The sequence below is a fragment of the Dawidia soli genome, assembly GCF_018598185.1.
GTDB classification, from domain to species: Bacteria; Bacteroidota; Bacteroidia; order Cytophagales; family Cyclobacteriaceae; genus Ohtaekwangia; species Ohtaekwangia soli.
In genome coordinates this window covers 36,737-59,676 of sequence record NZ_JAHESC010000014.1, presented here as the reverse complement: position 1 = coordinate 59,676, position 22,940 = coordinate 36,737, and the positions used below count along the sequence as shown (strand labels likewise).

Genomic DNA, 22,940 nt, shown 5'->3' with positions numbered 1-22,940 from the left:
TCTTAAAGCTTTTCCATGCGCCGCAGGCTGTCCATCTTCGGCTTGATCTTCACCAGGATCGCTGCGGCCCGGATATAGTTCGGATCCTCCAGCGTGACCTTGGCCAGGCTGGCGTACGCCGCCGGGTAGTCCTTCTTTTGATAATTGTTTATCCCATTTCGGTAATGGTCAAACGGGAACAGCAAAGCCAGAATAACAATGAATACGGTAAAGCAAACAAATCCCAGCAAGGTTCTTTTGGTGAAGAGGCCCGTTTCTTTCTCGACAGTAGACATGGTCATTGGCAGGTATGGTGAAGCAAGAATTCGAATTACATTTTTCATGCCAAAAGAAAAGCCCCATCCCGGTTTGTGCCGTGTGGGGCTTCTTCGCCATCCTATATATAAAGGAGTGTTACAGGTTCATCCCGCCCGATACCTCCAGGCGTTGCCCCGTGATCCACCGCGCCTGCTCTGTACACAGGAACGCAACCACGCCGCCGATATCTTCCGGAAGGCCTACACGCCCGAGGGCAATCTTCTCCGCCAGGTGCTTATTCAAGTGGGGGTTGTCGCGTACCACGCCGCCGCCAAAGTCTGTTTCGATCGCGCCCGGCGCCACCGTGTTAACCGTAATGCCCCGCGCGCCCAGCTCCTTCGCCTGGTACCGCGTCAGCACTTCGATACCACCCTTCATCGAAGCGTATGCCGCGTAGCCCGGCTCGGTAAATCGCGCCAGCCCGGAAGAGATGTTGATCACGCGCCCGCCGTTGTTCAGTATGGGAAGCGCATGCTGCGTCAGGAGGAACGGCGCCTTGAAATGAACGTTGAAGAGCTCGTCAAACTGCGCCTCTGTCGTGTCGGCAAACGAAGCATATACACCCATGCCGGCGTTGTTCACCAGGAAGTCGAAAGACTCGGTTTGAAACATATTTTTCAGCGTAGCCCGCAGCTGATCGAAGAAAGACGAAACTTTTTTGCTGTCGCCGGCGCTCAACTGCAACGCGGCGGCCTTTACATGCAAGCCTTGCAGTTGCGCGACGACCGCATCGGCTTCTTTTTGTGCAGTATTATACGTGATGATTACGTCAATTCCGTTCTTGGCCAGGTTCAACGCCATGTCTTTTCCCAGCCCACGGCTCCCACCAGTGACCAGGGCAATCTTGTTCTTAGATTCCATCGTTGTGTTGTATTATTTTATAATACAAAGATGGCGGGCGCCGCCCCGGCAGCTTTTGCGAGGATCAATCGAAGATTTGCGAATTTCAAATAAGGGAATTAAGCCGCCGGTCAGGCGCGAAAGGCAAGGGGCGTTACAGCCGTGCGCTTCTTAAAAAAGTTCGAGAAATGCGCCACCTCTTCAAACCCCAGCGAATACGAGATCTCCGACACACTCCAGTCACTATTCTTTAACATGATCTTGGCCTCTTGCAAAATACGGTCGTTGATGATCTTCGTCGTCGTAGAGCCCGTCGACTCCTTCAACACCTTATTCAAATGGTTGACATGGATCGCGAGCCGGTCGGCATAGTCCTTTGGCGTGCGCAAGCCGAGCGACTGCTGCTGCGGCACCACCGGAAACTGCCGCTCCAACAGCTCCGTAAACAACGACGACACCCGCGCCGACGCACCGTGCGCGGCCGGCACCGTAGCCCCGGGCCGCAGCTTCTGCCCATAGTGGATCAACTCCATGACATAGTTCCGCAGCAGATCATATTTGTAAGCATAATCCGACACGACCTCCTTGTGAATACGCCGAAAGATATCGGCTATCTCCGCCGCCTCATCATCCGAGATCTCAAACACCGGACAGCCCCCCGGTTGGAACAACGGCAAATTATCCAGCATGACACCGTGCTGCGTCTTGTTAATAAACTCCCCCGTAAAAATGCAGAAAGACCCCTGCTGCCTATCTTCCTGCGGCAGCCAGTGATACGGCACCTTCGGCGTGGCAAACAGCAACGCCTGCTTCTCGATCCGGATCACCTTGTCGGCATACTCCGCGCGATTGGCACCCTGTATAAAACTGATCTTATAATACGCCCGCCGGTCATACGGCATCGCCATGGGCTTTCCCGACACCGACGCCAGGTCAAACACATTAAAATGCCCGTGATGCTGGTTTCCTTCCGGCACCGGCATCCCCGCATCTCCCTTCCCCGCATCCCGCAGCTGCTTATAAAACTCCTCGACCGAGACGATCTTCACGACGTATTCTTTTTGAGTTACCAAACTTACGAAAATCCGAGTATATTATTTTAATGTGTTAGAGATCTCGCTAAAGCGAAACAACCGCGCGGAGCGAGCAAAAGGCAAGCTCTGGCGTGGGGTACTGTCATAAGATCCAAGCAGTGGATTAATAATTTCGTGTTAGTGATAATCGGCACAGCAAAGCTTTGGGTCATAGGGGCGAAGCCCCTATATACATTAATATCTGGCGCGAGTCTTCCGACCAGCGGGAGGGCGACTTGTGCCACGCATTGTGCCGGTCTCCAGACCGGCATGTTGACCCAGCCTGATGCGGGACCGAGATCGTATTAATCTTTTCGAGAGGTAGCCAACTCTTTTCTTTTCAAAACGACTTTCCGGTAATTGCATATTCCTTGCCTTCAGTGGTCTGCTTGATGAAAAAATATCTGTTTAGTCTAACTATTTAATCAAAGCAAACTGCTCCCGATACTGCGTCGGCGTCATCTGTGTAGCCGCCTTAAACGCCACATTGAACGACGTCACCGTTCCAAACCCACAGTCATATGCAATGCTGGCCACCTTCTCGTGCGCGTAAGCAGAATCCGCCAGCATCGTCTTCGCTTTTGCAATGCGATAGTGGTTCACAAACTCTGCAAAGTTCTTCCCCTCCTGCTCATTGATCGCCTGCGACAGATCACGGGCATTGACCGATAATTGCGCCGCCGCGCGTTTCAGCGTAAGCTCACGATCCAGGTATGCAGCCTGTTGCTCAAACAGATCCTTAACCTGCCCGACCAATCGCCTTGCCGAGGCACTGTCGATCGCAGAGCTGGTATATTTCTCCAACGCAAACACATGCCGCTTCAGCAGCATGTACGAGAATATATAAACCAGCAACGAAAAGAACACGGCGCCTAAAATATAGAACGGGATCCATCCCAGGTAGACGCCCCCATACACCAGCAGCACGATGCTCACGCCGGTCACAATATTGCGATACCACGACTTCAGCCGTGTGCCCGCCGGCACGTTAAAAAGGTAGTACCATGACAGGATGAGGTACGCCGTCTGGTGCAGAAGCACGCATGGGTAGAGGATCCGCGACAGCAGGCTGCCGTCGTTGGGAATGATGGGACTTAACAACGCATAGAGCGCAAAAGGACCCAGGTGCAGATAGCGGCGGGGAGAGAAAGCCTGCCGTTCCAGGAGCGCCTTGCCGTAGAGCCACAACAGAGGGCCGGTGGCCAGGACGGTGGCAATGGCCAGGTTGCGAATGCGCGGATCGAGATCCAGGTAGACGTACACCACAGACTTGCCGATGCGCACCGTCAGGCTCAACAGCAGGAACGCCAGCAGCAGGTTGGAGCGCCGGTCCCGCAGGCTGAACAGGTACACACACAGGAACAACGCCTGGATCACCCCCAGGCAACTCAATACTAATATGACACCTTTTGCCACCATGATCTTCGCCGTCCAACCGATTTTTCTTTCGCGCCCAATTAACCCATAAGCCGGTACTTTATCCTTACCCGACCGACAAAATTTTTCCAGGCGTCACGCCGCCGACTTTTTCGGAAAATGCCTTTTTCATATTAAAAAACATGTTTTTTAAAGCCTTCCACGATCCAACAGCGCATCCTTGCAGGAAAAACAAGAAGCGATGGAACGCCCGATACCGACACACTATACGCTGGTCTTTTTACTACTGACGCTGTTTTCCACACAGGCTTACGCCCAGGACCGCCACACGCTGACCGGCCGTATCACAAGCCCGGCCGGAGAGCCGCAAATGGGCAATGCCCTGGCCCTGTCCGTACGCGACTCCAGCCTGCTGCGGGGCGTCAGTTTCCTGGAAGGCGACTTCACGATCGCCGACCTGCCCCAGCACGAGGTGTTGCTCAAGCTCACGTCCATCCAGTTCGGCGACACGATCCTCTATGTGTCTCTGGCGGGCCGGCCCCGCGTGGACCTGGGCACCGTCGTCGTACACGACAACCCGGAGCTCCTCGGCGAGGTCGAGATCACAGGCGATGCGCCGTTGTTCACCACCCGCCCCGACGGCGTGCTGCAGATCAACGTGACCAATACCGTACTGGCTACCAGCAACTCCGTGCAGGAGATCCTGACGCGTTCGCCCAACGTCATCTCAGACGAAAACGGCGGCCTTTCGGTCTTTGGCAGGGGCCAGGCAATTTTATACCTCAACGGCAAACGCATTACGCCGGAGCGCCTGGCGTCGGTATCGGCCGCGCAGGTAAAAAGCATCGAGATCATCACCAATCCCCCCGCGTCATACGATGCCGAAGGCCAGGCCGTGATCAACATCATCACCAAAGCCGATCTGCCCGACGGCTACCGGGCCACTGTCAACCAGCAGGTAACATGGTCGGAGTATGCCGGCGGTGCCACTACTACCCAGCTCAACGCCAACGCCAAGAAAGGCCGCATCGACCTGGCCGGTAACTTCGACCTGCGCCGCGGCAACGACCGCCAGGTACTCAACACCACGCGCACCCGCCCGGCCGACACCGACTATCTTAATTCACAACTACGGTGGGATAGCCAGCGTGACTATGCGAATGTGTCGAACTACAGCCTGGGCATGTCATACGCCCTGCGCGGCGGCGGGTATGCATCGGTGGAATACAACGGCTTCTATGAACGCATCGACGATGACCTGCAGAGCCGCAACTTCATCACCACGCATACCGAAGACAGCCGCTATAGCTCCCGCACCGCGCGCATGAACCTCACCCGTAACAACGCGGTCACCATCAATAGCAAAACGATGCTCGACACCCTGGGGTCCTACCTCTTCCTCGGCGGCCAGTTCTCGGCCTATAGCTGGTACCGGGACGACGACATCCACGAAAACAATCGCATCAACAACGAAGAGTTCACCCGCGTGCTGGGAAGCTCCCAGAACAACCCCATTAAAATACTCAGTCCCCAGGCCGACTTTGTGCATGTATACCCCCGCGGGGGCAGACTGGCCGCCGGCGCCAAGCTCAGCCACGCGCGTGTGGCCGCCGACCTGTCGTTCTACGAAGTGGCCGAGGGGGGAGAGCACATCCCCGATGCCCAGCGCACCAACGACTTCTCCTACGACGAAACGATCTCCGCGGCCTACACGCAATACGACGGCGTCATCAACAAGTCCACGACATTCGGCGTTGGCCTGCGCGCCGAATGGACGCGCTATGCCTTGTATACCTCGATCCGCGAGCAAGGCACCCTCCGCGACACATATGTAAATCTCTTCCCGCAGGCACAGATCGCCGTCACGGCATCACCCGACCTGAAGCTGCGCGCCGCGTATACTTCCCGTATCATACGTCCGTCGTACCAATCACTCAGCCCAGCGCTTATTTACCAAGACGCCTTCACCTCGTCTGCCGGAAACCCCGATCTGAAACCCGAAAAAGTGCATGCATTGGAAGTGGGAGTAGCCTGGCGCATGCTCGACCTCAAAGCCGGTTACAGCTATAGCATCACCCCTCTCAGCGGTGGGGCCATACGCGGCGCCGACGACAAAAGCTACGTACTGAAAGCCATCAACCTCGGCCACGGCTACAGCTACTTCGCCACCGTCTCGGCCACCTTCAGCCGGCCGTGGCTCACATCCACCAACAGCGCGAGCGCCAGCTATACCAAAAGTGTCGACAGCGACAACGGGTTCACGACGCTCGCCATCCGCCCCCAGGTATATTTATATACGAACAACAAAATAAACGTAGGCAAACTCTTTTCCTTACAACTGCTGGGCTGGTACCTGGGTCAACGTTCCCGAGGCCTGTATTTCGACTACGACCGCTGGCTGGTCACCCTCGGCGCCGAAAAAGAATTCCTGAACAAAGCCCTCAAAGTCAGCTTCACGGCCAACGACATATACCACACCAGCTACCCCGCCGGCCACTACAATGTCAATCAAACACACATCATCTACCAACGCACCTTCAACACCGACTACTACCGGTTCATCATCACCTACACCTTCGGCCAACTAAAAAAGAGCACCTACCAAAGTCAATCCACCGGCACCACCGAAAACAGCCGCGTACGATGAACCCGCGCGAGTGTGTAGCGTGAGAGCGATGCATTCTGGTTCGAGGTACCGTCATAAAAATCAAGTGTTAGATGGATAATATTCAGTCGCCCTGACTACAGGCACAGACTAAAGCAACCAGCGCGCGCAGCGCGAAAAAAAACAACATGGAGGGCGACCCGATAGCTATCGGGTCGGACCTAGCATGCGGGCAGTCTCCCGACTGCCCCACGGTACCGTCGTAACCTGCTCAACCATATACACACGTATATAACTATACACCCATCGCAAATAAGATTAAGTTACAGTTACCCCCAATGCATTGATCAACAACTGAATATTCGCATTGCGTCCAGGCCAACCGTACTAAGTAGATTCTGCCAGCCCTGCTGAGAAGATTAAAAACCCACAAAGCGTCGCCAGCCACCACAGGATTTAAACGAGATTTCAACCCAGAAACCGTAGCAGAAAACACCTGGCGGCTCACGACTACCCAGAACAATGTTATCCACAATTTCCCCAAAATTCACATTTCCGATGGGAGCCGCCGGTCGGCGAATAAGCGACAAATAAGCCCATTCCGAAATTTCGGGCGGCATACATGCTGTTCCTGAAAATGCCAAAAAATTCCAAGACCAAGCCAAAGATCTGATTAAATATGGAATAGATATCCAATAGCTAACTAAAAGATATAAAGCTGATGTTCAATAATATATAAGATATTGAATATCTATCGCTAAAATTCAAACACAGAAAATTGTATATATTCAATTGATTGGTGAATAATACACTTTCGCTATCTTCCATCCCGACACCGTTCTGACCCCGGCGGCTGTTATTGGTAATATATTCGTTAAACGAAACTGTTTAGTCTATGGCCTTTTTAGAAGGACTGAAATTCACCGGAAAATTGGGCGAATTAAGCGCCTATCGTATGCGCGGGTGCGCAAAAATCGTTGTTCGTCGCAAGGGTGGGCCGTCTGCGGAACAGATCAAAAAAAGCCCAAAATTCAAAAACACCCGATATACCATGTCGGAGTTTGGAGGTTGCTCGCGCATGGGTAAACATGTTCGCTATGCACTTCATCCCCTAAAGACGTTGTCAGACAATAATTTTGGCAGCGACATCAATAGTGTTATGCGCAAGGTACAACTTCAGGACAACACCAGCTTGTGGGGACGTCGGAATATTATACTCTCCGACTACGCTCGCATACTGGAGGGATTTCCACTCAATTCAGAAAGCCCTACGTTCGATTCTGTTATTCGCAATCCGGTATATTATACGATTGATCGTGCGCAACGCTCCGCCAGAATAGATATACCCGGGCTGTTGCGGGGTGTTAATTACTTTCCACAAAATGGTCACGCGCTATTCCGGGTGATTGTTACACTGGGCGTTGTACCCGACATGATGTACGATGCGGTATCACGCGAATATCAGCCGGCCAAATGGTTTGACGCTGACTATTTCCCGACAGAGGTCACAACTTCCTGGTGCCCTTCCTTAGAAGGAATGCCCGCTACAACGCTGGAGCTCGGCGTAAAAGAGACGCCGCCGGACAATGGTTGGTCGCTGATGTTATCCATCGGAATCCAGTATGGATCACTAAGCGAAGGCGGCGAGATTAAGGAAGTAAAGCGTTTTGGCGCGGCAAAGATTGTGGCCTTGCGTGGACGGGGCAACACAACGGATGGTCTGGAAACGATCGATGAAGAGCAGAGGTCCGAGCCCGCGGAAGCGCCTGCGCCGGAGGTGTTGGAAACAAAAACGCAGGTGAACGAATCACCCACCGTGGCGATGCCTGACAATGAGGTCTCTGTTGCTACCGTGAAGTCAGAAACGCAGATACAAACCTTTTGTTACGATTACGTTTCCGCATCGGCATCTGCCGCGCAGCCAGCGGCTGCGGTATATACATACACGTATGCTGTAACAGAGGCTGGCTCGGAAACACCTAAGAGCACTACGAAAGAGTCTAAACGGCGACCTTCCCCATCCGTTCAGGCGCGGAAGATGAAAACCTCTACAGGCAACGCAACGGCCGTTGAACGATGGGGCATGACGAAGGCGCCGTTGTACGGGGAAGTCAGATCCACGGTCGCAACGTTGTCTTCGCGCTACGTGCTGTCGGGCCAATGGCGCTTGTAGCTTGTAAGCCATAGGTCCGTCACCGGCATTCGGCACGGTTATGCGAAATGACGCCGGAACGGCTGGATAAAACGCTCGTCGTTTGATTTGATCGCAAATACGATCCGCTCAAAACGGTTTTTGAATTTCCCTTCCAGCAGGTGCTGCGCAAAATAGCGGGCAACGTCTTCCGGATCGTTCTGGAATACGCCGCAACCCCAGGCGCCTAACACCAGCGTCTTGTGTCCGTGCAGTAGCGATACTGCCAACACTTTTTCCATGCGCCGCAGCATGATTGGTGCAATATGCACAACCTTGTCAGGCTCGTTGCGGCTTACTGCGCCGGCGTTCACCGCCGGCGAGGTAATGATCGACAGTCGATAATAATTGTCCAATGCATTGCCGTCGTCGTCTTTCCAGACGGGTACGTCCGGCGAATAGATCATGGCATCGGTATATAAGCATGTATCGAGCGCGCGGTTTGTTTGGTAGAAGTCCATGTGGTGCGTGATCGACTCGTACAGTCCGCTGGAACGTGCAATGCTTTCTTCCTGTGCCTGGCTGCCGTTCAGGAAACCGCCGCCGGGATTTTTGGCCGATGCAAAGTTCAGGCACATCACGGACGGAGCGCCGGCGAATACTAATTGCTGGCTGGCTTCCAGCGACGTGGCGCCGGTCACTTCAAAGTGTGTGGTGCCGGTGGGTGGTGTCGCCAGCAAAGCGTCGATCTGCGATGTCAGCGAGTCCAGCTTCGACTCGGTATAATGAATGGAAGACGCGACACTCCGTTGCTGGTCTTCACGGATGGAGACAGTTTCGCCTTGCGTGTTTATGTAATGGCCTTGTTTGATGATACGGAGGGAGTCTTCCGCAATTTGAATGCGTGTGGTTTTTTTCATGATAAAAAAATAAACGGGTTGTTAAAATCTAAAGTTGATCCTGCTGGTAACGTATACGGAGGATGTATTACAGGAGATGTATTCGGTGTGATCGGGGTATTATAGCCTTTATAGAGCATAGTACGGAACCAATGCCCATTGGGTTGCATTTCTCTGCCAGGTTAAATGCGCGGCGTTACGGGTTACTCGATTTTGATCTTGTACTTGTCCAGCAATCCGACCACACCGCTCAGGGAGAACTTGGCCTTGGTGATGTGGTTACGCTCGGGATCCATGGAGTAGTTGTAGGCGCTGCGGAAGTCGGCTCCTTCCAACAATGTATTTTCAAAACGTGCGCCGAGCAGGTCGCAGTCGTCGAACCGGGCGTTGGTCAGGTCGGCTTCGATGAACTCAGTCTCTTGCAGCTTGCAGTCTTTGAACGAAGTGCCTTTGAGCTTGAGCCGGTAAAACGATGCGAAGTTGATGATGCACGACTCAAAGCGGAAGGCTAATAAAAACTTGCTGCACTCGTCGAAACGCGCGCCCAGCAGCTTGCAGTTTCGAAAGGTCACGTCGCGGAACGAGGCGTCCTGCAATATGGCCATGCTCAGGTCGCAGTTGATGAACCGGCATTCCATGAATGTACTACCGGTCAAAGCGACCGAAGCAAGTGTGCAATTATTAAAGGTGCAGTTGTCGTACTCGCCGCGTTCAAAGCCGTTGGTGCGATAGTCGATACCGGCGAAATCCTGGTCCTGCGTGGAGGGTTTGCTCATAGTGATGTTTTATCGGGGATCATGACAGATCTGCCTGTGACGTTGTGAATGGCTTATGCCTGAAGGCTTGCATTGGCCGGAGATTGATGATGTATATCCCGAAAATACCATTGTAAATTCCCAGAAGATAAAAAAAGATGCTTCCTTGATCGCCGCTGCTCCAGGTAAGGTATACATAGGCCAGGCCTTGAAGAATCAGCAGAATACCTGCCACCCAGACTGCCCACAACCTTTTCTGAATCGCGAGGGAAATAAGAAGTAACAGAATTGCAGCTTTTATTATCGAGTCAAAAAAATGGTGAGGATAATAGAAGTCGTAAACGTAGGACAAGCTCGACCAGAAGAGACTAACGAGTAGTTCTGTTATATAAAACAGGGAAAATAGTATTGCCGAGACTGTCTGTCTGGGTTTTGGTGATACAGGCTGTTTCATAGAGATTAACCTCGGCGCCAATCTACATAAAAGGCCTCGCTTTCGCTACTCACCACCCCGACTACTCGTAGCGCAACGAATCGACGGGGTTGGTACGGGCCGCGCGCAGCGTCTGGATGCTGACGGTCAGCAGCGAGATCAGCAGCACGATGGCGCCCGCGCCGATGAATACAAGCGGCGAGATCGACGTGTGATACGCAAAGCGCTGCAGCCAGCTGTTCATCAGGAAGTATACCAGGGGCACGCTGAGGACGATAGACAAGGTCACCAATCGTACATAGTCTTTCGACAGCAGTACGAAGATGCCGCCTTCGCTGGAGCCGAGCACCTTGCGGATGCCGATCTCTTTCGTACGCTGTACGGCCGTGTAGGCAGAGAGGCCCAGCAGTCCCAGGCAGCCGATGGCCAGCGCCAGTGCCGCGAACGTTGTAAAGAGCATGCCGAACTGGCGCTCATTTTTATACTGGCGATTGAAGTAATCGTCCAGGAAGAAGTAATCGAAGGGGTTGCCAGGGAAGGCTTTTTCGTATGCTGCCTGTACGTTGGCCAGCGTGCGTTCGAGGTTGTCGTGGCCGGTGTTGATGCGCAGGGAATAAAACTCGCCTTCATACGGTGCACACTGGAAGACGACCGGCGTGATGGTTTTCTTGAGCGACAGCTGGTGATAGTCGTTCACCACGCCCACGATAATACTGCTGAAGTCGTAGTCTGTGAAGGTGAGCGTTTGCCCGATGGCTTCCGCGGGGGATTTGAACCCGAGGGCTTTTGCCGCCGAAGCGGTAATGATCAGCGATGTATCGGGGTCTTGCACATAAGATTGGGAGAAGGCGCGGCCGGCAAGCAGCTTCATCTTAAACACGTCGGTAAAGTCATAGTCCATCGTGTTCAGGATGACGGTGGCGGACTTGTCGTCGGTTTCGCCGTAGCGTTTCATCTGGGCCTTCCACTCGCGCTGGGCGCCGGGCACCGTCGTAGAGGAGGCAACCGACTGGATGGCGGGATCTTTGCGCAGCTCGTTGTGAAATACATCGACGGCCGGGCCGCGTTCTGACGGCATCACGCCGGGGCGTTCCACGACCAGCACCTGGTCGATGTCCACGCCGATGTCGCGGCTCATCATATAATTCAGTTGTGTATAGACAATGAACGTGCCGGCAATGAGCGCCACGGATGCCATGAACTGAAAGACCACCAGCGAACGGCGCAGCACGATGCCGCGGGTGCTGTTCTTCAGTTTACCTTTCAGGATCGTGGCGGGTTTGAACGACGACAATACAATGGCCGGATAGAATCCCGACAGTACCGTACCCGTTGCCCACAGCGCCAGTACCAACAGCATGAACCACGGTTGGAACAAATGTGCGGACTTCAGGGCCAGGCCGGAGAGTGTGTTAAACGATGGCAACGCCATGCCGACGACGGCCAATGCGACGAGCACGGACAGTAAATTAACGACCGCCGCTTCGGCCAGGAACTGGCGGATAAGCTGAAAGCGTACGGCGCCCATCACTTTGCGGACGCCCACTTCCTTGGCGCGCTCCAGCGCTTTGGCGGTGGAGAGGTTTACATAGTTGATCCAGGCGATGGCCAGTACAAAGAGGCCGATCAGGCCGAGGAAGTTTACAATGCTTTCGTCGCCGTTGGCTTCGGCTTCGTCCGAGAGACGCGAGGTAAGGTGGATGTCGCGCAACGGCTGCAGCGTCATGACGTAACGCTCGTTGCGTTCTTTCAGGTCGGGTACTTTTTCGGCGATGATCGCGGGCAGCTTGGCCTCGACCGCGCGCGGGTCGGCGCCGGGCCGCAGCTGCAGGAACGTATACATATCGTTGCGATACCAGCTGTTTTCGTAGCGGCTTACGCCGAAGTCGGGGCGGTCGGGGCGCGTGCGCGCGAGCAGGGTCTTATACGAAAAGAGGATGTCGAACTTGAGGTGCGTATTGTCGGGTACGTCGGGCAGTACGCCGGTGATGTGTACCAGCTCGTTGTTGTTGTCGTCGTCCTGCATGCGCAGGGTTTTGCCAAGAGGGTCTTCGTTGCCGAAGTAGCGGTGGGCGAGGTCCTGGGTGATGACGGCGGTATTGGTTTCGGCCAGGGCGGTGTTGACATCGCCGGCGGAGAGGGTATACCCCATCATGGACAGGAACGCGGCGTCTGCGTATAGGAATCTCCGTTGTTTGATGGCGACGGGAGGCATGGCCTCTTCGTTGGTAATGACGACGTTGTTCTTAAAGCCCATGTTATACAATCGTGCAGAGCGCTCGATTTCCGGCAGGGCAGCCGTTAGCGCGGGGCCTGCCGCCGGAAAATTCTCGGCGCTGGAGAGGACGTGTTCAGGACCGCTGTAGGTATCGAGTGTAAGGCGGTAGGTATCGTCACCTTCGGGTACAAAATCTTCATAACCGGTCTCAAACTTTACATACTGTGCGATGAGCAGGAACACGGCCATGCCGATGGCCAACCCCAGCATGTTAAGCAGAGAGAAGAATTTATTCTTTACGAAGCTACGGTAAGCACGGCTGAACATGGTCTGGATCATAGAGGTTGTGTGTTTCGGCACCTGGCGTTTTACAAAAAGGCCGCCAAAAGTTCGCCCGGCATAAAAAACAGGGTTTATTGAAACAAATTGGCCTTTTTTCTCTTCGCGGCTTGTTCGTTTTCCGATCTTTTTGTCCGCCTGCGATCGATTTTTTTTCGTTTCCGGTCGGAAGGATCGCGATTATCTATCCACAATCTATCCACAAAATATGATTTAAGGATCGAGGTATCCTTATACTGAGCGCATCGAAGAAGGTCTTTGAGGGTGACGGCGATATGGTACGGGGGTGCGTGGGGATAAACGAATGACGACGTCTTACGACATTTGATACATAAAATTTTTAAAACAAGAAAGGGGAAAACCACTGTAAGAATAAATGTTAAAAGCGAATTTTATAGCAAAAGCATTTGTTCTATAAACTTTGGGGGTGGTGCGGTGTGAAAATATGGGGGAAGGACCTGTGTTATGCATAATAAAAATTATGAAGAAAATCGTTCTGATCGTTAGATAGTTGAGGAAGTAACCTAAACGTCAATAGTTATTAATATCTTTTTTGAAGTTATCTTGTCATGGATTTTAAGAACTCATGGAACTCACACAACGGGCATACAAAGACGAAATAGAGAAATTCTCGACCGCCCAGGTGATTGATATGATCCGCCAGCTGCGCGACGGTCTGATCGCGGAGTTCTTACAGGAAGAAAAACTTCGTACTTTTTTTGTCGAGCACTACGATGTGAAGAGCCTCAGCCAGGTGCGCATCGAATTTTTAAAACGCGATCTGAAAGAAATTCAGAAGTCGCCCCTCGACCTGGCCCACTATGCCGGTCTTATCAAGCTGATCAAAGAAACCAACTCGGCCGCCTTGTCAGGGGGCAACGACGCGCTCTTCTTTAATGAGCTGGAGACGGTGTTTAAGAAGTATACGTACTAGCTCTCCAGCCTTTCTTTCCTCTTTATTATTTTTTTGGCGCGTGCAGGGGCACGGAGCATGATTTTATTGCAACGGTGCTACGATTTCGCTGTCGATCAGCCATTGGTCAAGCTGTGCCTGGACGTCCGGATTGTTCAGATAGTCGATCTTAAAGCGTTCGGTATAGTAGTCCATGGCTTCTTTTGAAGAGATAGCCATGTCGGCATACTCTTCATCCGGGATGTCCACGTTAAGCCTGAGATAATGCCTCTTGCCACTCTGGAGAAGAAAGAGGCGCTCCATATGCTCATCCACCGCCTGGCTATTTCCCCACATAGAAATATCGATGATCGGTCTTATCCAGGCTATTTGTCCACCGCTGTAAGCATGACGCGTTGAAACGAACTTATTGTGCCTGCCCGTGCCAATGGATAGAACGAAGATGTCGTCGAGCGTGATAGACTCGCCATTAGCGTATTCTCGGGGATACTTGAATACTTCAACCAAGGCCGTGGTAGTCGGATTATTTTGGAAAACGCCGCCATCAATACAAATCATTTCTCTTGGCTTTTGCAGGGTATGAGCGGGCAGATAGGTCGGTCCTGCAGACGTGGCTCGACAGACATCTGTCAGGAGTAATTCAGGTCCGGCTCCAGCGCAGCTGCTCGTGAACTGAAATAAAACGGTTTGTTGCAGCTAACATCGTACGTTGTTACAATGATAGGCCTTATGCAGCTTAAGATCCTGGTTGATTCGAAAATGTCCTTTAATACAGTCTCGATACCATGTTTGCCGAACTGAGGCCTTATATAATTTTTGAGTTTATTGTATCGCTTGACCAACCAGCGGGTTTCGTGTGGAAATATCTCTGGTCCGCGTGTGCGATAGATACTTTCAATAAAATCGAAGTCATACTTTGTGGACTGGGTATCTTCATTTGTGCCAAGGGTTGCCCCACAGGCAATTAGTCCTCCTGTAGAAGTACCCGAAACTATATTAAAATAGTTTACCAGGCGCCGGCGGGATTGCGTTGACTCCTGGACTTTTTCTTCGATATGTTTTAGAATTAACACGGGAATAATCCCTCTCAGGCCACCGCCATCGATGGCCAATGCGATACATGGCATAACGGGAAAATTTAAACAACTACTTAACCGCTACTGACTTGGCGAAGTTGTAGGTAGCTTCAGCTAAATGGGCAACGGAGTTTTTATTGGTAATATTTACGGTTTCAACTTTCTCAAACGGCGTAAAAAATGAGTCTCTTCGCAGGACGATCGCCCTTCCATCTTTTGGGGCAAATTCGATCCGTAACGCAGCAGTATTTACGCCCCGGGTTTGTTTCAGGGTGCTTTCCGGATAATAAAGAACCTCAATAAGATTGGTATCCCTGGCAGGAGTAATTACTTCTAACAACTTTCCGTTTTCCGCAAAAACAGGCTTTAATTCCTCGGCGAGGGTATTGATGGCATCTTTGATCTCCGAAACCATTCCCTCGGAGACTTTTTCGACTTCTGCGGACGCCGCTTTTTGGGCAGCAGATTCTTCTAACGCCTTACGCAAATCATTCCCCGCATCGCTGAGTCGCCCATTCATATATTCAAGATACACAATTATTTCCTTAACGAAAAAGAGACCCTGTTAGTTAGTCCTACCCACCTAATCTTGTCGGTTTTGTTCTATCGGGGCGGCGGGGTTTTGAGGTACTTGCTTCAAAAAACAACAGCTATATGTGTTATCCCGATTCAAAAAAGAGTATTCTGCGGCTGGCCGGTGTGGCGGCCCTGATGATGTTGCTGGTGGCCGGTAGCGCTTTCCGGCAGGGGCCGGCGGCGCAACATACGGGTGCCGGCGAGAGTTTATATAAACAGTATTGTGCACGCTGTCATGGCAACGATGGGACCAAAGGGATGTTTGGCGCCCGGAACCTGCAACGAAGTACATTGGCGGACACTGCCGTAACGCTGCAAATCCAGCGCGGCAAGGGGTTTATGCCCGGCTTTCGGAAAAAGCTTTCGGCCGAACAGCTACAGGAGTTAGTGACCTATGTAAAATCTTTACGCGTGCAACCATGAACCTGAACCGAACGACTACAACCGCTAAGACTATGACCGTATCAACTATTCTTTTGGTAATTGCCGTGCTTACGACGGGGCTTATGGCCGGGCTGTTCAGTGCCTGGTCGTATGCCGTCAGTCCCGGACTGGCACGGGTACAAGACATCGAGTTTATCGCTTCGATGCAGGCGATGAACCGGGCGATCCTCAATCCTGTATTTTTGTCGTGCTTCCTGGGCACGGCCTTGCTGTTGCCGTTGGATGTATACCTGCAATACCGGTCGTCGCTGCCGGTGCGCTTCTGGTTGCTGCTGGCAGCGGCGGTGCTATATATAGTCGGCGTGATCGGGATCACGATGGGCGGTAACGTGCCGTTGAACGAAGCGCTCGACGCATTCCGGCTGGAAGCGGCGTCGCCAGAGGAGATTGCCCGGCAGCGGGAGGCTTTTGAAGGGCCCTGGAACAGACTGAACGCGCTGCGAACCGTGGCTTCGTTGCTGGCGTTTGTGCTGACCGTGGTGGCTTGTGTGATGCCAGGCGAGCAGGAGGTCGCTTAATGCTCGGTGTATGCCTGGGGTTTGGGAGCAAACTTATAGGCTAAGGCGAAACTTGCGGGCCAGAGGATCAGGATCAGTAACGGCACCTGGGAACAGATCACGATTATGATCAGGGTCGAAAGAAATCCTGCCCAGCGGAAGAATCGCATCTGACGTGCTTTCGTGGTGTAGCCGTCCTCTTCGCTGTTCATGCCGAAGGCACCGATGACGATACCCAGATAGGGCGGTATGAAGAACGCAAAAAAGTAGAATACTTTCTGCCACGGGGACAGGGGTACCAGCGATCGCTCGGTGAGTATCGCTTTATTCACCGCTGTTTTGAACTTGAATTCGGTGACGTCTTTCTGCGGGATCTGGCGGTTGTCAATCTCCTGGCGTAATACCTCGAACGCTTCCGGCGTATAGTCCCGATGGTCTTCGACCATCTTTAAAAGCTGATCGTTGGAGAGTTTGGCGTAACGTTTGGCCAGGGCGATTTTGTCTTGTTCCATCCCGGTAAAGGTACAGATTCTTACCGGACTTCGCTGCTGACGTTTGTTTTAACGGGGTGTTGACGTATGCGATGCCGGTCGAACCGGGCGGCTTAAAACAAACGCACGTACATCCATAGATGATGTAAAAGTTTTTTCATAAACTTGATAGGTTATTTACATAACTACTGCTTTTCTCTGACCGGATAGTTGGTAGCTCTCAGGGTCGGGAAAAGCAGTTTTTTTTAAGACGGAAGTCTTCCGAAAAAGGATAAGATCTTTGCCGGAGCCAGCCGGAATATTCCCATACACGTTGCTTACTGTTTTTCTTCAAGACCGCGAATGACGGATTTTTAAGCAACGAACGTAAAGGAAAATCGTATCTGGATCAGAAAAGGACATTTCTGTCCCTACTTGTTACTATATGGATCTACGCGAAAAGGCAGTTGCCGCATTATTGGGTGTTGCAGTGGGTGACGCCCTGGGGGTGCCATACGAATTTTTGAGCCGCGCTGAGATGGATGCTACCCCCGCACGGGACATGCGTGGGTATGGTACGCATCATCAACCGGCCGGTACCTGGTCGGACGACAGCTCGCTGACGTTCTGCCTGGCGGAGTCGTTGGCGCACGGCTATGACCTGGCCGATATGGCGCGCAGGGTTGTGCAGTGGAAAACGGAAGCTTATTGGACGGCGCACGGAAACGTCTTCGACATCGGTATGCGTACACGCGAGGCGATTGCAACGTTGGAGGTCATTCTTGACCGCGGCGACATGACTGAGCTTGAGCTACTGCGCTACGGTGCGTCGGAGGAAGATAACGGCAACGGATCGCTGATGCGGATACTCCCTTTATTATTTCACATTCGCGGCCTTGACATACGGCAGCAGTTCGAGATCACCTGGAGGGTATCCGCACTGACACACGGGCATATTCGTTCGGGGATGTGTTGTTTGATATACCTGCGGCTGGCGGAATATCTGTTACAGGGGTTGAGCAAGGAGGAAAGTTACCAGCGCATGCGCGGGGACGTAGTTGCCCTGTGGAAGGAAATGGACTTTGATGCGGGTGAGCAACGGCACTTCGAGCGAATGATCCAACAGGATATTCGGGAAGTTTCGAAAAACACGATTCATGGAAATGGTTATGTTATAAAGTCATTGGAGGCATCCCTCTGGTGCTTTTTGGCAACGGATAATTTTGAGAGTGCCGTATTGTCGGCCGTGAACCTGGGATATGATACCGACACGACAGGGGCTATTACCGGCGGCCTGGCGGGAGTGTATTACGGCAGCGCGGCCATACCGAGCTACTGGCTGGCGGTGCTGGCAAGGTTGGAGGATATTCGCGAGTTAGGCATGGCGTTGGGTGATAAGTATAGTAAATAGATGTATGAAGGTGTTGAAAACGATCGAACTGGATGAAGAGGCCCGGTTTGAGCGTTATGTGCTCGATATTTTTTTGGTTGCGCTGCTGCCCATCGGGATTTGGTTTTTGCAGCCGAGGGTTAACAGGGTGGTGGCGGATTAGTTCCATGCTTCCGTTGTGTGGTTGTATTGTCTGTGAGTTGCTTGTGCAACACTGCGCAACTACTGCGCAACTTTGTGCAACAAAATAATCATGTTGTAAGGGCGAAAAGTATATATCTGGTTGGGATCGTTCCCGACTACGTTGCGGGAGAAAGTATATTTCTTTTAATAATTCTGCGCTGCCGTTTAATAAGTGGATTCTGTGGGTAGGGCAAGTGTCCCATAGTTTTGGGGCCTATTCACATAATCCCTTTTTTATGAAAAGATTATATCTGTTTCGATCGGTGTGCGCGTCGTTGCTGGTGCTGTTGTGCCAGCTGGTGTATGCACAGTTTAAAGTCGTGGGCTACCTGCCTTCGTGGGCGGGTAACGTGAGCGATGTGCAGTTCAGCAAGCTGACGCACATCAACTACGCGTTTGCTTTGCCGACACCCACCGGGGGTCTGCAAAGCCTGGGCGGTGGTGCTTCCAAGCTGCAAAGCCTCGTGTCGGCGGGCCATGCTGCCGGCAAGAAGGTGTTGATTGCCGTCGGCGGCTGGAACAACGGTGACGATGCTGCTTTTCGCGCGCTGGCCGCCAATGCCACGTACCGTACCAATTTCGTCAACGCGTTGATGGGCATGGTGAACCAGTACAACCTGGACGGCGTGGACATCGACTGGGAGTACCCCACCGGCGCCGAGTCGCCGAACTTCACGCTGCTGATGCAACAGCTTTCCAACGCGCTGCATGCGCAGGGCAAGCTGCTGACGGCCGCCGTGGTGGCAAGCGGGTCGACCGGTGACGGCATACAAACCCCGGTATTCGGCTACGTTGACTTCCTGAACCTGATGGCGTACGACGGCGGGGGCTCGAACCACTCGACGTATAACTATGCCGTGCAGTCGCTCAACTATTGGAAGGGCCGAGGCCTGCCGGTGAGCAAGGCGATCCTGGGTGTGCCGTTCTACGGCCGCTCGGCGACGGAATATGTCGGGTACGACGATCTGCTGGTGCGCGGTGCCAGTCCGAACGCCGACAGCTTCAACGGCGTGGGGTACAACGGCATCCCTACGATCAAAAGCAAAACCAACCTGGCGTTCGACCAGGGCGGTGGGATCATGATCTGGGATCTTTCAGACGATGCGCGGAACGCCAACTCGCTGCTGACGGCGATCGACCAGGTGGTGCAGCAACGCGGCGGCGGCAACCCCGGCTGTGTGCCCGTGGCGGCCAGCGCGGACGACGGTAACGTACCGGCCAACGTACTCGACAACGACCTCAACACACGCTGGTCGGCCAACGGCGATGGCCAGTGGATCCAGTTCTGCCTGAGCACGCCCACTACGGTAACGGGTGTTCAGGTTGCATTCTATAGCGGCAACACACGAACGACAACGTTCGACGTGCAGACTTCCGGCAACGGCACGGCGTGGACGAACGCCGCCACCGGGTTGGTAAGCAGCGGTACCTCGCTGGGGCTGGAGACCTTTAGCTTCACACCGCGCACGGCGCAGTACATCCGCATGGTGGGTCATGGCAACTCGGTCAACGCGTGGAACAGCCTGACGGAAGTAAAGATCACGACCGAAGCGCCTTCTATTCCCGTGGGGCAGACGGTATGGCTGCGCGGTTTCAACGATCAATATGTAAGCTCGAAGAACGGCGTGGGGCCGATGTGGTGTAATGCTACCGCCGTGGCGGGCTGGAACCAATTCCTCGTGGTCGATGCGGGGGGCGGTAAAGTAGCGCTGCAGAACCAGAGCCTGTATGTCTCTTCGGAGAATGGTGCGCAAGCCATGACGTGTAATCGTGCCACCGTTCAGGACTGGGAGAAATTCGACTGGATCGTAAACACAGACGGAACGGTATCGCTGCGCGGCAACAACGGTCTGTATGTTTCTTCGGAGAACGGCACACAGGCGATGACCTGTAACCGTGCCACGATCGGCGGCTGGGAAGCTTTTGCCTGGGGTGTTGCAACCCCCGCGGCGGCAGCGCGTGTGGCTTCGGTCGATGCGGCCGGCCTGACCGTGTATCCCAACGAAGTATCCGACAAGGTATACTATGTGTTGCCGGCAGGTGCCAGCGTACACGAAGTGAAGGTGGTGAACCTCAGCGGCGAAGTGGTATATCAGGCTACGGCCAAGGCACAGGCCGAGAATACCATCGAAGCGTCGTCGTGGAAGCGCGGCATCTATTATGTGACGATCGCTACCGACGGCTTTACCAAATCTATCCGGATCATTAAAAACTAATCGTACCCTAACTATGAAGAAGATATTATTAACGGGTATGCTGGCCGTTGCTCTGTTGACGGCAGCGTTTGCCCAGGCCCCGGCGGTGTTCCGTCATCCGGGCGTGTTCAGCAGCCAGGCTGAGCTGGACTTTATCAAAGCGAAAGTAGCGGCCAACAGCGGCCCGATCGTGCAAGGCTACAATGTACTGGCGGGTGATTCGCGTGCCAACCTGAATTACAATCCGGAGCCGTATGCGGTAGTATATGTAGTAGGCTCGGGCGGCTCGCCGCAGGAGGCGGCGTTCCGTCGCGATGCGCATGCGGCCTACGCACATGCCGTCCGTTGGGTGGTGACCGGCAACGTGTCGTATCGCAACAAGGCGGTACAGATCCTGAATGCCTGGTCGGCAACGTTCCAAAGCATGACGACGGATGCCGGCACGCCGAACCAACGCACGCTGGAAGCTTCGTGGGCACTGCCGATCTGGATCGCCGGCGCGGAGATCATCCGGTATTATAACAACGGCGCGGCCGGTTGGGCGGCTTCGGAGGTAACACGTTTCGAGTCGTTTGTCAACAAGGTGCTGACGTATGTGAACGGCCCGATCTACCAAACAGCCAACTGGCTGATCTCGAAAGACCTCGCCCTGCTGTCGGCCGGTGTGTTCATGAACAATGCGTCGTTGTATAACCAGGGTTACAACCACGTAACGGGTCAGCTGGATCAGATCAACACGGCCGGTCAGATCCCGGAGCTGTTCCGTGACTTTGTGCACTCGCAGTATGTATTGATCGGCCTCGCGCAGTGCGCGGAAGTGGCACATCAGCAAGGCAGCGACGCGCTGTTCACCCGCACCAGCGGGGCTTCGCAGCCGCGCCTGTTGCTGGGGGCTGAAGCCTATGTAAAAGGCCTGCTGGGTACCGGCTCGCCGAACTATCGCGCCGACTCGGAGTGGGCCCGTAAGAGCGCTCCGTATGAGATCCTGCTGTCGCGCTACACGGCCCTGGGCATGAGCGTACCGCAGACGCGCACGTATGTATTGAACCAGAACCGCCCGGAGAATGCCATTGAAGATCACTTCCTCGGTTGGTTGACGGCGACACACTCCGAGCTGCCGACCGGTACGGATCCCAACCCCGGCTGTGTGCCGGTAGCGGCCAGCGCAGACGACGGTAACGTTCCGTCCAATGTACTCGACAACGACCTCAACACACGCTGGTCTGCCAACGGCGACGGCCAGTGGATTCAATTCTGTCTCAGTGCTCCGGTGTCGGTCACGGGCGTGCAAATCGCTTTCTATAGCGGCGACACCCGGACGACGAGCTTCGATGTACAGGTATCAGGCAACCCGAATGCGGGCTGGACAACGGTAGGCGCCGGTCTGGTGAGCAGCGGTACGTCGCTGGCGCTGGAGACGTACTCATTCGCCCCGGTAACGGCGCAGTATGTGCGTATCGTCGGTCACGGCAACTCGGTGAATGCCTGGAACAGCCTGACCGAAGTGAAGGTGAATACCGCGGCGCCGACGATCCCCATCGGACAGACGATCTGGCTGCGCGGGTTCAACAATCAATATGTAAGCTCGAAGAACGGCGTGGGGCCGATGTGGTGTAATGCCACGGCTGTGGCCGGTTGGAACGGATTCCTGGTGGTAGATGCAGGGGGTGGTAAGATCGCGCTGCAGAACCAGGCGATGTTCGTATCGTCCGAGAACGGCGCCCAGGCGATGACCTGCAATCGTACTGCTTACCAGGATTGGGAAAAGTTTGATTGGGTGGCGAATGCTGACGGTACTGTTTCGCTGCGCGGCAACAACGGTATGTATGTCTCTTCGGAGAACGGTACCGTGGCGATGACGTGCAGCCGTGCGACGATCGGCGGTTGGGAAGCTTTTGCGTGGGGCGTTGTGGCCCCGGCGGCGCGTATGGCTGCTGCGGCGGGCGATGCGGTGTCGGTATATCCGAATACGGTGTCGGACAGGGTGAATTATACCCTGCCGGAAGGGACACAGGTGCATCGCGTGCAGGTGAAGGATCAGACGGGGCGTGTGGTGTATACTTCGGTAGCGGCCGATGCGAGCCTGGATGCTTCGGGATGGAAGAGCGGGTTATACTATATTACGATTATTGCTGACGGCATAGAGAAGTCTTTTAAGGTGATCAAGCCGTAGTGAACGATACACAACATAAGTAGGGTAAACGTTGTGGTGCCGCCAGTGCCAGGCGG

General features: G+C 53.7%; 20 protein-coding genes. 9 read left to right on the top strand and 11 right to left on the bottom strand.

The window, feature by feature from the left end:
* Positions 1 to 2: 2 nt before the first annotated feature.
* From KK078_RS11395 to KK078_RS11380, 4 genes are all read right to left on the bottom strand, one after another.
* Entirely contained in the window at positions 3 to 275 is a 273-nt protein-coding gene (locus tag KK078_RS11395) for a hypothetical protein (protein ID WP_254090402.1), read from the bottom strand.
* Positions 276 to 393: 118 nt separating this feature from the next.
* A complete protein-coding gene (locus tag KK078_RS11390) occupies positions 394 to 1,158 on the bottom strand; it encodes an SDR family NAD(P)-dependent oxidoreductase (RefSeq protein WP_254090401.1) in 765 nt (254 codons plus the stop codon).
* Positions 1,159 to 1,268: 110 nt separating this feature from the next.
* On the bottom strand, positions 1,269 to 2,186 hold the full coding sequence (locus KK078_RS11385) for a helix-turn-helix domain-containing protein (protein ID WP_254090400.1): 918 nt from the start codon (positions 2,184 to 2,186) through the stop codon (positions 1,269 to 1,271).
* 441 nt (positions 2,187 to 2,627) lie between these two features.
* Complete coding sequence (locus KK078_RS11380; RefSeq protein ID WP_254090399.1) at positions 2,628 to 3,629, bottom strand: helix-turn-helix domain-containing protein; 1,002 nt, start codon at positions 3,627 to 3,629, stop codon at positions 2,628 to 2,630.
* A gap of 199 nt (positions 3,630 to 3,828) precedes the next feature.
* Here KK078_RS11380 and KK078_RS11375 point away from each other — a divergent pair, with 199 nt between their 5' ends.
* Both KK078_RS11375 and KK078_RS11370 read left to right on the top strand, forming a co-directional pair.
* Entirely contained in the window at positions 3,829 to 6,234 is a 2,406-nt protein-coding gene (locus tag KK078_RS11375; RefSeq protein ID WP_254090398.1) for a TonB-dependent receptor domain-containing protein, read from the top strand.
* 1,009 nt (positions 6,235 to 7,243) lie between these two features.
* Entirely contained in the window at positions 7,244 to 8,365 is a 1,122-nt protein-coding gene (locus tag KK078_RS11370) for a hypothetical protein (RefSeq protein ID WP_254090397.1), read from the top strand.
* A gap of 38 nt (positions 8,366 to 8,403) precedes the next feature.
* On the opposite strand, the gene KK078_RS11365 is transcribed toward KK078_RS11370, so the two are convergent.
* The 3 genes from KK078_RS11365 to KK078_RS11355 all read right to left on the bottom strand — a co-directional run bounded on the left by KK078_RS11365 (position 8,404) and on the right by KK078_RS11355 (position 12,967).
* Complete coding sequence (locus tag KK078_RS11365; protein WP_254090396.1) at positions 8,404 to 9,243, bottom strand: TIGR02452 family protein; 840 nt, start codon at positions 9,241 to 9,243, stop codon at positions 8,404 to 8,406.
* A gap of 182 nt (positions 9,244 to 9,425) precedes the next feature.
* Positions 9,426 to 9,998: a pentapeptide repeat-containing protein gene (locus KK078_RS11360; protein WP_254090395.1), complete on the bottom strand. Its 573-nt coding sequence runs from the start codon at positions 9,996 to 9,998 to the stop codon at positions 9,426 to 9,428.
* Between the two features lie 494 nt (positions 9,999 to 10,492).
* Positions 10,493 to 12,967, bottom strand: a complete 2,475-nt coding sequence (locus tag KK078_RS11355) for an ABC transporter permease (protein ID WP_254090394.1) — start codon at positions 12,965 to 12,967, stop codon at positions 10,493 to 10,495.
* 586 nt (positions 12,968 to 13,553) lie between these two features.
* Between KK078_RS11355 and KK078_RS11350 the strand changes: the two genes are divergently transcribed.
* A complete protein-coding gene (locus KK078_RS11350) occupies positions 13,554 to 13,901 on the top strand; it encodes a hypothetical protein (protein ID WP_254090393.1) in 348 nt (115 codons plus the stop codon).
* 63 nt (positions 13,902 to 13,964) lie between these two features.
* Here the strand turns inward: KK078_RS11350 and KK078_RS11345 are convergent, their stop codons facing one another.
* From KK078_RS11345 to KK078_RS11340, 3 genes are all read right to left on the bottom strand, one after another.
* A complete protein-coding gene (locus KK078_RS11345) occupies positions 13,965 to 14,438 on the bottom strand; it encodes a patatin-like phospholipase domain-containing protein (RefSeq protein WP_254090392.1) in 474 nt (157 codons plus the stop codon).
* Between the two features lie 71 nt (positions 14,439 to 14,509).
* A complete protein-coding gene (locus tag KK078_RS30795; protein WP_394370560.1) occupies positions 14,510 to 15,007 on the bottom strand; it encodes a patatin-like phospholipase family protein in 498 nt (165 codons plus the stop codon).
* Between the two features lie 19 nt (positions 15,008 to 15,026).
* Positions 15,027 to 15,491 carry a hypothetical protein gene (locus tag KK078_RS11340; RefSeq protein ID WP_254090391.1) on the bottom strand — a complete coding sequence of 155 codons (465 nt, stop codon included), beginning with the start codon at positions 15,489 to 15,491 and terminating at the stop codon, positions 15,027 to 15,029.
* 119 nt (positions 15,492 to 15,610) lie between these two features.
* Between KK078_RS11340 and KK078_RS11335 the strand changes: the two genes are divergently transcribed.
* Both KK078_RS11335 and KK078_RS11330 read left to right on the top strand, forming a co-directional pair.
* On the top strand, positions 15,611 to 15,955 hold the full coding sequence (locus KK078_RS11335; RefSeq protein ID WP_254090390.1) for a c-type cytochrome: 345 nt from the start codon (positions 15,611 to 15,613) through the stop codon (positions 15,953 to 15,955).
* Positions 15,956 to 15,987: 32 nt separating this feature from the next.
* The gene (locus KK078_RS11330; RefSeq protein WP_254090389.1) at positions 15,988 to 16,494 is read left to right on the top strand and encodes an anthrone oxygenase family protein; all 507 of its coding nucleotides are present in this window, start codon (positions 15,988 to 15,990) and stop codon (positions 16,492 to 16,494) included.
* Here KK078_RS11330 and KK078_RS11325 read toward each other — a convergent pair.
* Entirely contained in the window at positions 16,491 to 16,985 is a 495-nt protein-coding gene (locus KK078_RS11325) for a hypothetical protein (RefSeq protein ID WP_254090388.1), read from the bottom strand. The two genes, KK078_RS11330 and KK078_RS11325, sit on opposite strands and share 4 nt — an antisense overlap.
* 403 nt (positions 16,986 to 17,388) lie before the next feature.
* On the opposite strand from KK078_RS11325, the gene KK078_RS11320 reads away from it, so the two are divergent.
* The 4 genes from KK078_RS11320 (at position 17,389) to KK078_RS11305 (ending at position 22,884) form a co-directional block, all read left to right on the top strand.
* Positions 17,389 to 18,354 carry an ADP-ribosylglycohydrolase family protein gene (locus tag KK078_RS11320; protein ID WP_254090387.1) on the top strand — a complete coding sequence of 322 codons (966 nt, stop codon included), beginning with the start codon at positions 17,389 to 17,391 and terminating at the stop codon, positions 18,352 to 18,354.
* Positions 18,355 to 18,358: 4 nt separating this feature from the next.
* On the top strand, positions 18,359 to 18,496 hold the full coding sequence (locus KK078_RS11315; RefSeq protein ID WP_254090386.1) for a hypothetical protein: 138 nt from the start codon (positions 18,359 to 18,361) through the stop codon (positions 18,494 to 18,496).
* 256 nt (positions 18,497 to 18,752) lie between these two features.
* Positions 18,753 to 20,732: a glycosyl hydrolase family 18 protein gene (locus KK078_RS11310; protein ID WP_254090385.1), complete on the top strand. Its 1,980-nt coding sequence runs from the start codon at positions 18,753 to 18,755 to the stop codon at positions 20,730 to 20,732.
* A gap of 13 nt (positions 20,733 to 20,745) precedes the next feature.
* The gene (locus KK078_RS11305; protein ID WP_254090384.1) at positions 20,746 to 22,884 is read left to right on the top strand and encodes a discoidin domain-containing protein; all 2,139 of its coding nucleotides are present in this window, start codon (positions 20,746 to 20,748) and stop codon (positions 22,882 to 22,884) included.
* Positions 22,885 to 22,940 lie beyond the last annotated feature (56 nt).